This is a genomic window from Stenotrophomonas sp. YJH_SMC_32 (assembly GCF_059369975.1).
On the sequence record NZ_JCAFTE010000001.1, the window covers coordinates 544,809 to 557,472 of the forward strand.

The following is a 12,664-nucleotide window of genomic DNA, read 5'->3' on the forward strand; positions in this document are numbered from 1 at the left end:
CCGGTGGGTGGGAGTTGCTTCTCCCGTGGGTGCGGACCGTTGGTCCGCACACCTCTGCCTGCGGTAGAGCCGAGCCCATGCTCGGCTGCTTGCTGCCGGCCAGCCGAGCATGGGCTCGGCTCTACATGCATTCACAATTTGCTACACCGGCCCCGCTAGGCTGGTTTTCCACCGAGCGCGGCCGGGTGACAAACCCGGCAACTTTCGGCACTGTCGGGGTGTCTGAACACCCTGCAGTCTCCCCCTTGGCAAGGCGCCTTCGAGCACGTCAATGAAATTCAAAGCCCCCGCATTCCTGATGGCCCTGGCGCTGGTCGCGCCGCTGGCGCTGGCGGCCAAGGCCGACTCGCCTGCCTTGCCCGCTGCGGCAACCGCCGATCAGGTGACCACCTCCAAGCTGGTGTATGGCCTGTTGTCCGACAGTCGTTACGCCTACCGCCCGCGTGCGCTGGACGAGGCCACCTCCAAGGACGTGTTCAAGCGCTATCTGGAGACGCTGGACGGCGCCAAGCAGTACTTCACCCAGGCCGACGTGGCGCGCTTCGCGCCCTTCGAAGCCAACATCTCCTCGGCAATCCGTGGCGGCGAACTGGAGCCGGCGTTCCAGGTGTTCGCGGTCTACAAGCAGCGTGTCGGCGAACGTGTGGCCTTTGCGCGCAAGCTGCTCAAGCAGGAGCCGGACTTCACCACCGACGAGCGCTTCGAGTACGACCGCAAGAAGGTGCCGTGGGCGGCCAGCAGCGCCGAGCTGGATGAGCTGTGGCGCAAGTCGGTGAAGAACGACTGGCTGCGCCTGAAGCTGGCGGGCAAGAAGCCGGACGATATCCGCAAGACGCTGGACAAGCGCTACGCGACGCTGGAGAAGTCGGTCAATGAGCTCAAGGGCGAAGACGTCTTCCAGTTCTTCATGAATTCGTACACCAGCGCGGTTGATCCGCACACCGATTACTTCACCCCGCGCACGGCCGAGAACTTCAACCAGGCGATGTCGCTGTCGCTGGAAGGCATCGGTGCGCAGCTGCAGCGCCAGGACGACGTGGTAGTGATCCGCGAGATCATCGCCGGCGGCCCGGCTGCGGTGGACGGCACGCTGAAGCCGGGTGACCGCATCGTCGGCGTTGGCCAGGGCAAGTCTGGCCAGGTCGAGGACGTGATCGGCTGGCGCATCGACGATGTGGTGGCCAAGATCCGCGGCGCCAAGGACACCCAGGTCAAGCTGGAGTTCATTCCGGCTGCCGAAGGTGCCGATGGCAAGCACCACACCCTGGTGCTGACCCGGCAGAAGGTGCGCCTGGCCGAACAGGCCGCCAAGGGCGAGACCATGACCATTCCGGCCGCCAACGGCGAGCCGGCACGGAAGATTGGTGTGATCAAGCTGCCGACCTTCTACCAGGATTTCGAAGGCCGCCGCCGCAACGCCGCCGACTATGCCTCGGCCACCCGCGACGTGGCCAAGCTGCTGGCTGGTTTCAAGAACGACAAGCTGGACGGCGTGGTGCTGGACCTGCGCAACAACGGCGGCGGTTCGCTGGATGAAGCCATCGAACTGACCGGCCTGTTCATCGAGCAGGGCCCGGTGGTGCAGGTGCGTGAGTCCGGTGGCCGCGTCACCGTCAACAGCGACCGCAACCAGGGTGTGGCGTGGGATGGCCCGCTGGCGGTGCTGATCAACCGCGGTTCGGCCTCGGCCTCGGAGATCTTCGCCGGTGCGATCCAGGATTACGGTCGTGGCCTGGTGATCGGTGAAACCAGCTTCGGCAAGGGCACCGTGCAGAACATCGTCGACCTCGACCGCTGGCCGAGTGGCGAGACCCAGCGCTTCGGCCAGGTCAAGCTGACCATCGCCCAGTTCTTCCGCATCAGCGGCAGCAGCACCCAGCACAAGGGCGTGGTGCCGGACCTGGCCTTCCCGGCCAGCGTCGATGCCACCGAGTTCGGCGAGAGCACCTACGATAACGCCCTGCCGTGGACCCGCATCGCCGCCGTGCCGCACACCCAGTACGGCAACTTCGCGCCGCTGCTGCCGAAGCTGGAGGCCCGCCACGACGCGCGAATCGCTACCGACAAGGAATTCCAGTGGTGGAACGAGGACGTGCAGCAGTTCCGAACCGAGGCGGCGAAGAAGTACATCTCGCTCAACGAGGCCACCCGTCGCGCCGAACGCGAGCGCCAGGACGCCCAGCGCAAGGAACGCCAGCTGCAGCGCAAGGAGCTGGGCCTGGCCTTGGACCCGCTGGCCGATGACAGCAGTGATGATGGCCTGACCGGCAACGAGCGCGACATCGTGAAGGATGCCGCCCGCGAAAAGGCCGCCGAAAAGCGTCCGGACCCGCTGCTGCGCGAGTCGGCCTCGATCCTGGCCGACGCGGTGAACCTGCTGGCCAATGACCGTCCGCTGTCGGCCCAGGTGCTGCCGCAGTCCACCGGCGCGGGGCGTTGGGCGGACTGAGCCGGAGACGGCGCGCGACATTCGCAGGGGCCGGCATTGCCGGCCCCTTCTTGTTTGGGAAGCCCACTCCCGGTCGCGCCGGGCCATGCCCGGGCCAGTGAAGTGCCGCAAACGACTTAATCCCCTCCGTCCCCTTTTACGTGCATGAACCGGGAGCAACGTGGGGGGCCATATCGACCTGCCGCACACGGGGGCGGGACTACCCTTGGTGCTTCCGTTCTCGCAGGAGTACCCATGCGGGCCTCCCGTCTTTCCAGCGCTGCCGTGGCGTGCGCCAGCGCCTTGATCCTTTCGGCCTGTGGTGGCCGCGCCGCCGACAGCACCGTGCTGCGCGAGTCTTTCGATTCCGGCGATACCTTCTCGCGCACCGTTGAGGGACGCCCCGGCGAAGCCTGCGAGGCCGCGCGCCGCACGCTGCTCAGCCAAGGCTATGCCATCGCCCGTTCCGATGATGCGCAGGTGGAGGGCAACAAGAACTTCCAGCCGCGCGAGGATGACCATGAGCAGCTGGTGCTGCGCATCTCCTGCGCCCCGCGCGGCAGCCAGACGCTGGTGTTCGTCAGTGCCGTGCAGGACCGCTACGCGCTGAAGAAGAGTCCGACCTCGGCCAGTGTCGGTGTGGGTGCGCTGGGCTCGGTGTCGCTGCCGTTCGGCAGCAACGACGACTCGCTGGTGAAGGTGGCCAGCAGCACGGTCACGGATGCCGAGTTCTATCGTCGCTTCTTCCAGCGCCTGCAGCAGTATTTGCCGGCCGCGGCGGGCACGCCATCGCCATCGCCGGCCGCGGCGCCGGAACCCGCACCGGCGGTTACGGACCAGGGCTGAGAGTGCGCGGCAGGTGGCTGATTGCAGCCCTGCTGCTGGCGCCCGCGTGGGTCGTGGCAGCGCCATCCCCGGACTGTACGCAGGGCCTGCTGCAGCGGTTGGGGTGGCGCTTCGAAGAAGCGTCCCTCACCGCGCCGCAGGTGCGCGGTGGTCCCGTATGTACGCGTGCCTCGCTGGCTGATTCACAAGCGGCCGGCGACCTGCAGGTGCGGTGGCCGGCGGCGCTGCCCGCTGCCGCTCGGCAGGCACTGCTGCAGCAGCTGCTGGATGACCCCGCCACCGTCTGCGCCTATGCCTTTGAGCTGGGGGCGGCCACGCGGCGCGCGACTTCGGCATTGCAGGGCAATCCCACGTTCCGCTTCTCCGGCCCGCAGCTGGGATGGATCGGCTTCGGATTGCAGGGCGCACCGGCACAGGGTTGGCAGCGTACACGCAGTTTCGGTCGTGGCTTCGTGCCCCGCGCGGGCAACAGCCATGCGCTGCAGGCGTTCTACAGCGGTGCCGTGCGTGCCGAATGCGGTGTCGGCCGCCAGGTCGCACAGCTGGCCACCCAGCGCGAGCTGTATGGCGATGCTGCGTTCGACACTGGGTTCGCAGCGGAGGAGCTGTCGATCGGCACCTTCCTCGCGCTGCACGACACCGACAGCATCCTGCTCGGCGCGCATGCGGGTGACTTCTTCGCCGATGGCAAGGCGGTGCGCACCTCGGCGATGGGGCGGCAGGCGTTCGTGGGCGTGCCCGGTTTCATCGAACATGTGTACGACAAAGGCACGCTGGACGACCTGAGTAACCAGGCCGAGAACTTCGTGGTGGTCGAGGTGGGCGAGGGCGCTGCGCAGGCGCTGGCACTGCACGCTGGCCTGGCCTGGTACGACCAGCGCAATGCCGAGCTCTGGAAACTGGCGCAGGACATCCCGCGCATCGGCCAGCGCTATTTCGAGCGCCTGCTGTTCGAGCGCGATCCACAGCTGCGCGCGCGCCTGGCACCGCGCTACCACGCGGCTCTGGTGCGCATGGATCAGCTGCTGGACGATCCGTTCTACCAGCAGTTCGTGATCTACGTGCATCCGCGCGGTATACGTCCTATCGGCTACCACATCGTCCGCCTGCTCGATCGGAACCCGAGAACGCCGTTTTCGATCGACCTGGCGGTGCACAATCTGCATACCACGCTCTACCGGCGTTGGCGCGAGGCGCAGCTGCGCCACTGCGCGGCTACCGGCAGGCCAGGCAGCCTGACCCTAGACCCCAAGTGAAGGTGAAACAATGGATATTGCAATGATCGGCCTCGGCCGCATGGGCGCCAACATGGCCCAGCGCCTGCATCGCGGCGGCCACCGCGTGGTCGGCTACGACCCGGGCGAAAGTGCGCGCCAGCGTGCTGCAGAGGCCGGCCTGGAGGTGGTTGATTCGCTGGCCGCCGCCGTGGCCGCGCTGCCGGTGCCGCGCGTGGTGTGGCTGATGGTGCCGGCGGGTGAAACCGTCGACCAGACGCTGGGACAGCTGACCCCGCACCTGGCTGAGGGTGACATCGTCATCGACGGCGGCAACTCCAACTACCAGGACTCGATCCGTCGCGCCAAGGCGCTGGCGGAGGACGATCTGGGCTACGTCGACTGTGGCACCAGCGGCGGCGTGTGGGGCCTGCAGGAAGGCTACAGCCTGATGGTCGGTGGCGAAGCATCGGTGGTGGAGCAGATCGCACCGCTGCTGCGCACGCTGGCACCGGCTGAAGATCGTGGCTGGGCGCGTGTTGGTCCATCCGGCGCCGGCCATTTCACCAAGATGGTCCACAACGGCATCGAATACGGAATGATGCAGGCCTATGCCGAAGGCTTCGCGCTGATGGAGCGCAAGCAGGAGATGGCGCTGGACCTGGCCCAGGTAGCCGAGGTGTGGCGTCACGGCAGCGTGGTGCGCTCGTGGCTGCTGGACCTGAGCACCGAAGCACTCAAGCGCAATCCGTCGCTGGATGGCATCGCGCCATACGTGGAGGATTCCGGCGAAGGCCGCTGGACCGTGGCCGAAGCCATCGCGCTGGACGTGCCGGCACCGGTGATCACGTTGTCGCTGCTGGAACGCCTGCGTTCGCGGGAATCGAATTCGTTCACCGACCGCCTGCTGTCGGCGATGCGCAATGAATTCGGCGGCCACGCCATCAGGAAGTCGTAAGCACTGCGGTGGGGTCAGAGCCCTTCGGCGTTGCCGAAGGGATCCGACCCCGGGCAGATCAGGGTCGGATCCCTTTCCGTAGGAAAGGGTTCTGACCCCATGCAGCCAGTCGAGCATGGCTCGACTCTACAAAAGCCGTCTCCGATCGTTGCCACGTCATCCACGCATGGCGTGGATCTACTGGTCAGTCCAACGCGATCCGCCGCCCTTCGCGCGCGCTGTCCATGCCGGCCTGCAGCAGCCGCATCAACTGCAATGCCTGCATCGGGCTGACCGTCGCTTCGCCGTCGCCGTGCATCGCCGCTGCGAACTGCGCATACAACCGACGATAGTCGCCGGGCAGGTTGTCGACGGTGCTGCGCAGAACATTGTCTTCTGCATCACAGTGCACCAGTTCGCCATGCCGGGGATCGATGCCCCATCCGGGCGCACCCGGCGCTACGCCGCGGCGCAGCTGGGCCTCCTGCACATCCAGGCCGTACTTGATCCAGCTGGCCTTGCTGCCATGCACGCTGAAGTGCGGGGCAGGGGCAGCCACCAGCGAACCGGCATGCACGATGGCGCGATGCCGCGGGTAGTGCAGTACGGCGTGGAAGTAGTCGATGCCGGCGCCACCTTGGCGCTGCACGGCCAGATCCGCATCGATGGCGTACGGCCAGCCGAACAGCACCAGCATCTGGTCCAGCAGGTGCGGGCCGAGGTCGTACCACAGGCCACTGCCTGGCCCGTCCTGTTCGCGCCAACGGTCGCGCACCTGCGGCCGGTAGCGGTCGAAATGCGCATGGCATTCGGCCACCTCGCCCAGCGTGCCTTCGGACAGCAGCGCCTGCAGCGTGAGGAAGTCGGCATCGAAGCGCCGGTTCTGGAACACGGTGGCGATGCGGCCGGCGTCGCGTGCCGTGGCCAGTACCGTTTCCGCTTCGGCCACATCCAGCGCAAAGGGTTTGTCGACCAGCACGTGCTTGCCGGCGGCCAGCGCGGCCATCGCCAGCGGCGCGTGCTGTTCGTTCGGCGTGGCGATCACCACCGCATCCACCGCTGGATCGTCGAACACGTCCTGTGGCGTTGCACGCACGTGTACGTTGCTGAACGTGCGCAGCAACGTGTCGCGCTGCGAGCTGACGATGCTGTGCAGGGCCAGGCCGGGCGTGTGCTGGATCAGCGGCGCATGGAAGACGCGGCCGGCGAGGCCGTAGCCGATCAGGGCCAGGTGCAGGTCGGGGCGCATGGCAGAGCTCCGGCAGGGGGGAAGGGCAGGGTAAACGACAGATGCGGACAGCCCAAAACTGAACCGTTGCCGTTGGAAACGCTTCGATTCACGGCGGCATGACCACGACGCCACGCCTGCTCCACGTGCGCTTGTCCAGACTGGCAGCACATCCCGAAGGAGAACGACACGATGAGCAATACCACTCGCACGCTGATTGCTTCTGCCCTGACGCTGGGCCTGGCACTGTCCTCCTCGGCCGCATTCGCCAAGGACCCGGCCGCGAAGAGCCCGCCGACCACCAGCGCACATCCGGCTACCCACGCGGATCGCCATGATTCCAACGAACCGGTGACCGACAGCTGGATCACCACCAAGGTGAAGGCGGACCTGCTGACCAGCAGCAACGTCCCGGGCACCGAGATCAAGGTGGAAACGGTGAACGGCGTGGTCAGCCTGAGCGGCACCGTGGCCACCCAGGCCGAGAAGGACAAGGCGGTCACCACCGCCAAGGGCATCAAGGGCGTGACCCGCGTCGATGCCGCCGCATTGAAGGTCAGCGCTGCCGCCAAGCGCTGAACCGGTTGGGCGCCCCGCGTGGGGCGCACGCTGACCTGTAGACCCGAGCCATGCTCGGCTGGCACTCCAAGGCAGCCGAGCATGGGCTTGGCCCTACAGGTCTGATTGCCAACCCGTTCAGCCGACCGCGCTGGAAATTCCAGAGTTGTGACCGCCTGCGCTATATTGCCGGTTCCGCCGCAACCGGGTTCGGCCCGGCCAACGCGTCGCGGCAGAGCTGACGAGGAACTATGGCGCTGGTTTTCAGTGACGACATCTGGGACCGCTGGCGGTTGCCGGCCTTGGCGCTGGCCGCCGCCGCGATCATCGTGGTGCCGTGGTTGACCCTGCGTAAACTGCAGCAGGACAGCGAACAAGCGATGGCCTGGGTCAACCACACCCAGGCTGTGGGCGTGGCACTGCAGCAACTGCAGGCCGATGTGCGCGATGTTGAATCGGCCGCGTTGACCCTGTCCAAGGGCGTGGATGCCCCCGGCCTGCGCGAACGCATGGCCCGGGCCGATGAAATTCCCGGGCGCCTGGCCGAACTGGGCCGGATGACCCGCGACAATCCCGAGCAGCTGATCCGCATCGGTCGGATCGAATCGATGCTGGAAGGCCGCATGGCACTTGCCCGCGAGTTGGCCAGGTCCGAACCGAACAGCGACCAGCGCGAGCTGGTGCAGGACCTGAGTACGCGCTATCCCATCCGCGGGCTGGTGGAAGAACTGCAGGCCAGCGAGCAGAAGCTGCTGGCGCTGCGCGCCGAGCAGGCGGCACGCCAGCGCAAGCAGACCGAACTGGTGTCGTGGAGTTCGCTGGTGATCCAGCTGGCGCTGCTCGGCCTGGTGCTGTGGCTGCTGCAGCGGCAGATCGGCCGTCGCCTGCATGCGGAGCGGCAATCGCTGCGCTCGGCTGCACGTGCGGCGTCGGTGCTGCAGACCGTGCGCGAACCGATCGTGCTGCTCGACCGCGACCTGCGCGTGCAGCTGCACAATCCAGCATTCGCTGAACTGTACGGCCTGCAAGACGAGCGCGCCGACGGCCTGCTGCTGGAAAACGTTGGCGACAACGCATGGCAGGACCCGGTGGTCCGGCAGCGCCTGGCCGACGTACTGTCGCGCGGTCGCGAACTGTGGGACTTCGAGCACGAGCAGCGCACCGCCGACGGCATGGTGCGCTACATGCTGCTCAACGCGCGGCGCATGCCGCTGCCCGACAGCGATGACGAGGTGGTGCTGCTGACCATCAGCGACGTCACCATGCAGCGCGCAGTGCAGCTGCGCGTGGAAGAGCTGAACCGCCAGCTGGAAGGAAAGGTTGCGCAGGTGTCCGAGGTCAACCGCGAGCTGGAGGCCTTCAGCTATTCGGTCTCGCATGACCTGCGTGCACCGCTGCGCCACGTGGCAGGATTCTCCGACAAGCTGTCGCGCCACCTCGGCGACCAGGCTGATGACAAGAGCCGCCACTATCTGGACGTGATTTCCAGTTCGGCCCGGCGCATGGCAGCGTTGATTGACGACCTGCTGGTCTACTCGCGACTTGGCCGCGCGGCGATGCGGCAGCAGGCGGTGGACATGCAGTCGCTGGTGGCCGACACCCGCGCCATGCTCGATTCCAACCTGCAGGCCGAGGCCGAGGCCGAGAACGGCGGCCATGCGCACCAGGTGGAGTGGAGCATCGCGCCGCTGCCGATCGTGGTGGGCGACGAAAACATGATCCGCCAGGTCTGGCTCAACCTGCTCGGCAACGCAGTGAAGTACTCGGGCAACCGCGAACCGGCGAAGATCCGCGTTGACTACCAGCAGCAGCCCGACGGCGGCCATCAGTTCACGGTCAGCGACAATGGTGCAGGCTTTGACATGGCCTACGCCGGCAAGCTGTTCGGTGTGTTCCAGCGCCTGCACAAGGCCAGTGACTACCCGGGGACCGGCATCGGCCTGGCCAGCGTGCGCCGCGTGCTGACCCGCCATGGTGGCCGTATCTGGGCCGAGGCCGAACCGGACGTCGGCGCTGCTTTCCACTTCTACCTGCCCCCCGCGACCGACGCGGACAAACAAGGTCCCTCTGCATGACGACTCTGCGCACCATTCTTCTCGCCGAAGACAGCCCGGCGGATGCCGAAATGGCGATCGACGCCCTGGAAGAAGCGCGTCTGGCCAATCCCATCGTGCACGTCGAGGACGGCGTGGAAGTGATGGACTACCTGCTGCGCCGCGGCGCCTTCGCCAACCGCGAGGAAGGCTTGCCGGCGGTGCTGCTGCTGGACATCAAGATGCCGCGCATGGATGGCCTGGAAGTGCTGCGGCAGATCCGCGAGCACGAAGAACTCAAGCGCCTGCCGGTGGTGATCCTGTCGTCTTCGCGCGAGGAAAGTGACCTGGCCCGCAGCTGGGACATGGGCGTGAACGCCTACGTGGTCAAGCCGGTGGACGTGGACCAGTTCTTCGGCGCGGTGCAGACCCTGGGCAAGTTCTGGGCATTGATCAACCAGGCACCGGAACTCGAGTGAGCCCATGCCCCTGACCGGTCCCGCCCTGGGGGCGCTGCGCATCCTGCTGGTGGAAGACTCACCGGAAGATGCCGAGCTGATGTCCGAACAGATGCTCGACGCGGGCCTGGAGGCCCGCTTCGAGCGTGTGGAGAGCGAGGCGGAACTGCGCCAGGCACTGGCTGTGTTCCAGCCGGACATCGTGCTGTCCGACCTGAGCATGCCGGGGTTCTCCGGTGACGACGCGCTGCGCATCGTGCGCGAGACCTCACCGGAGGTGCCCTTCATCTTCGTCTCCGGCACGATGGGTGAGGAGAATGCGGTAGCGGCGCTGCAGAAGGGCGCCAACGACTACATCATCAAGCACCAGCCTGCGCGCCTGCCTTCGGCGGTCGCGCGTGCGATCCGCGATGCACGCAGTGCGGTCGAGCGCGCACGCGTGGAAACCGAACTGATGCGTGCGCAGCGCCTGGAAAGCCTGTCCCTGCTTGCCGCCGGGCTCAGCCACGACCTGCGCAACATCCTGCAGCCGTTGCTGATCATGCCGGACCTGCTGAAGGCCCGCACCGAGGATCCGCAGCTGCACCACCTGGCCGACGTCATCGCCGAGTGTGGCCGCCGCGGCCATGAGATGGCCGAGTCGATGCTGTCGTTCGTGCGTGGTTCGCGCAAGCCGAGCGAGCGCATCGAGATCGACGGCCTGTTCGACGCGGTGGCGCTGCTGTTGCGCAGCAACGTGCCCGATGCCGTGCGCCTGGAACTGCAGGTGCTGGACGAAGGCCTGGTGGTCGACGCCAACTACACCGAACTGCAGCAGGTAATGCTGAACCTGGCGCTCAACGCGATCCAGGCGATGCCCAACGGTGGCCGCCTGAGCCTGACCGCCAGCCATGCCGGGCAGCGCGATGGCGTGGACTGGATGCAGATCTGCGTGTCCGACGAAGGCATCGGCATGGATGCGGACACGCTGTCGCACCTGTTCAATCCGTTCTTCACCACCAAGGCCGATGGCACCGGCCTGGGTCTGATTTCCTGCAAGCGCATCGTCGAAGGCGCCGGCGGCAGCATCCATGTCAGCAGCCAGCCGGGGCAGGGCACCTGCTTCGAGCTGCGCTTGCCGATGCACGAAGCCAGCGACGGCAGCGAGCCGATCGAGCAGCTGGTGGCCCTGGGCAGTGGCCAGTCGATCCTGGTGGTCGACGGCGAAGCTACGCGCCTGTCGCTGCTCGGCAACGCGCTGTCCAGCCAGGGGTATCAGCTGCAGCTGGCCTCCGATGGCCCGGCGGCGCTGCGCTGGATGCAGCAGGAGGCGATGCCGGCGCTGGTGATTGCAGACGCCGGCTCAAAGCTGCTGCCGGCCAGCCAGCTGCTGGGCGAGATGGCTGCGCTGGGCTATCGCGGCCCGGCGCTGGTGCTGGAGGACGCGGCGGTGGCGGTGCCTGCCGATGCCTTCCCGGCCGGCGTGGACGTCCATGTACTGCGCAAGCCGCTGCAGATGCAACAGGTGTTCCGCGCAGTGGCCGAGGCGCTGGGCTGACAAAGGGTAGTGCCGGCCGCTGGCCGGCATCCCCGTGCGGTGGGATCATTGCGGTTGCCGGCCAGCGGCCGGCACTACCGGTCCAGCGTTTCCCAGGGGAACCGCGGCAGGGCGTCCACCGCCTGTTCCAGGCGCCGTGACCAGTTCTGGTGGATATCGGCGTACAGCGCTGAATCCGCGCCCAGCCGCAGTTGCTGGCCGATGCGCAGTTCACCGTCGCGCAGCAGCGCCAGGTCGATCGGCAGGCCTACCGACAGATTGGAACGGATGGTGGAGTCCAACGAGACGATCGCCGTGCGGGCGGCATCCTCCAGGCGCGTGGCGGGGCTGAGGATGCGGTCGAGGATCGGCTTGCCGTACTTGGATTCACCGATCTGCAGGTAGGGCGTCTCCGGTGAGGCGGCGATGGCGTTGCCGAGCGGGTAGATCATGTACAGCCCAGGCCGCTCACCGGCAATCTGGCCGCCGAAGATCAGCGTGGCCTGGGTATTGACCCCATCGTGGCCATGTTCACTGTGGCTGCTGTGCACCTGGCTGTCCACCAGCAACTGGCCAACGTACGCGGCGGCCTCGAAAAGGTGAGTCATGTCGCGCAGGTTGGGTGAGCGCCGTTCGTCGGCATCGCGCCCCAGGCGCGACACCAGCAACTGGGTGGTGGCCAGGTTGCCAGCCGCCATCAGCACGTAGGCTGCCTGGCCGGGATATTCGAACACGTGCAGCTTGCGATGCACGCGTACATCGTCCAGCGAGGCATTGGTCCGGGTGTCGGCAGCGAAGACCAGGCCCTCGTCCACCTCGATTCCAACGCAATAGGTCATGTCGGTGCCCTATCATGTGCGTCCCGGATTGTAGGCAGGCCGCCGTGACGACGGCATGTCCACGCCCCCATCGCTGCCACCTGAACCGCATGACGACCGTGCTCCTGAGCCTGGGCAGCAATGTCCAGCCCCGCCGCTACCTCCACGCCGCGGTGGCGGCCCTGCGCGAGCGCTTCGGCGCGCTGCAGGTCTCGCCGGCCTACCGTACCGCCGCGGTCGGCTTCGACGGCCCGGCCTTCCTCAACAACGCGGTGGCGATCGAGACGGACTTGCCGCTGCAGGAACTGGACGACTGGCTGCATGCGCTGGAAGACGCGCACGGCCGCGACCGCAGCGGGCCGCGCTTCTCCGACCGGACCCTGGATATCGACGTGGTGTTCTACGGCGACCTGGTGGTGGAAGGTCCCGGCCACCTGCGCATTCCCCGTCCCGAACTGAAGCATGCCTTCGTGCTGAAGCCGCTGGCCGATATCGCGCCCGACTTCATCGATCCGGTCAGCGGGCTGGACCTGGCCACGCTGTGGCGCGCGCACGCGCAGTTTGGCGAGGCGTTCGAGGTGGTTGACCTGGATTGATGGAGGTTGCCGGCCAGCGGCCGGCACTACCG

The 12,664-nt window shown here is 67.0% G+C and carries 11 protein-coding genes; 9 read left to right on the forward strand and 2 right to left on the reverse strand.

Features of this window, described 5'->3' with window-relative positions; translation table 11 throughout:
* Positions 1-271 precede the first annotated feature (271 nt).
* The 4 genes from AC5P7S_RS02520 (at position 272) to gnd (ending at position 5,446) form a co-directional block, all read left to right on the forward strand.
* A complete protein-coding gene (locus tag AC5P7S_RS02520; RefSeq protein WP_005419368.1) occupies positions 272-2,449 on the forward strand; it encodes a carboxy terminal-processing peptidase in 2,178 nt (725 codons plus the stop codon).
* Between the two features lie 234 nt (positions 2,450-2,683).
* Positions 2,684-3,274 carry a DUF2242 domain-containing protein gene (locus AC5P7S_RS02525; RefSeq protein WP_005419366.1) on the forward strand — a complete coding sequence of 197 codons (591 nt, stop codon included), beginning with the start codon at positions 2,684-2,686 and terminating at the stop codon, positions 3,272-3,274.
* Between the two features lie 17 nt (positions 3,275-3,291).
* The gene (locus AC5P7S_RS02530) at positions 3,292-4,530 is read left to right on the forward strand and encodes a hypothetical protein (protein ID WP_095378300.1); all 1,239 of its coding nucleotides are present in this window, start codon (positions 3,292-3,294) and stop codon (positions 4,528-4,530) included.
* Between the two features lie 10 nt (positions 4,531-4,540).
* Positions 4,541-5,446 carry a phosphogluconate dehydrogenase (NAD(+)-dependent, decarboxylating) gene (gene gnd / locus AC5P7S_RS02535; protein WP_095378291.1) on the forward strand — a complete coding sequence of 302 codons (906 nt, stop codon included), beginning with the start codon at positions 4,541-4,543 and terminating at the stop codon, positions 5,444-5,446.
* Positions 5,447-5,630: 184 nt separating this feature from the next.
* On the opposite strand, the gene AC5P7S_RS02540 is transcribed toward gnd, so the two are convergent.
* Positions 5,631-6,674 (reverse strand): oxidoreductase, encoded by a 1,044-nt coding sequence (locus tag AC5P7S_RS02540; RefSeq protein ID WP_197599270.1) that lies wholly within the window; start codon positions 6,672-6,674, stop codon positions 5,631-5,633.
* A 171-nt stretch (positions 6,675-6,845) separates the two neighbouring features.
* Here AC5P7S_RS02540 and AC5P7S_RS02545 point away from each other — a divergent pair, with 171 nt between their 5' ends.
* From AC5P7S_RS02545 to AC5P7S_RS02560, 4 genes are all read left to right on the forward strand, one after another.
* Positions 6,846-7,232 (forward strand): BON domain-containing protein, encoded by a 387-nt coding sequence (locus tag AC5P7S_RS02545; protein WP_053498227.1) that lies wholly within the window; start codon positions 6,846-6,848, stop codon positions 7,230-7,232.
* A gap of 230 nt (positions 7,233-7,462) precedes the next feature.
* A complete protein-coding gene (locus AC5P7S_RS02550; RefSeq protein WP_095378293.1) occupies positions 7,463-9,286 on the forward strand; it encodes a sensor histidine kinase in 1,824 nt (607 codons plus the stop codon).
* On the forward strand, positions 9,283-9,723 hold the full coding sequence (locus tag AC5P7S_RS02555; RefSeq protein WP_005411057.1) for a response regulator: 441 nt from the start codon (positions 9,283-9,285) through the stop codon (positions 9,721-9,723). Before AC5P7S_RS02550 ends, AC5P7S_RS02555 begins: the two co-directional genes overlap by 4 nt.
* A 4-nt stretch (positions 9,724-9,727) precedes the next feature.
* A complete protein-coding gene (locus tag AC5P7S_RS02560) occupies positions 9,728-11,239 on the forward strand; it encodes an ATP-binding response regulator (protein ID WP_005419354.1) in 1,512 nt (503 codons plus the stop codon).
* Positions 11,240-11,313: 74 nt separating this feature from the next.
* Here the strand turns inward: AC5P7S_RS02560 and AC5P7S_RS02565 are convergent, their stop codons facing one another.
* Complete coding sequence (locus tag AC5P7S_RS02565; protein WP_065178043.1) at positions 11,314-12,057, reverse strand: proteasome-type protease; 744 nt, start codon at positions 12,055-12,057, stop codon at positions 11,314-11,316.
* 89 nt (positions 12,058-12,146) lie between these two features.
* On the opposite strand from AC5P7S_RS02565, the gene folK reads away from it, so the two are divergent.
* Positions 12,147-12,632 carry a 2-amino-4-hydroxy-6-hydroxymethyldihydropteridine diphosphokinase gene (gene folK / locus AC5P7S_RS02570; protein WP_053498221.1) on the forward strand — a complete coding sequence of 162 codons (486 nt, stop codon included), beginning with the start codon at positions 12,147-12,149 and terminating at the stop codon, positions 12,630-12,632.
* Positions 12,633-12,664 lie beyond the last annotated feature (32 nt).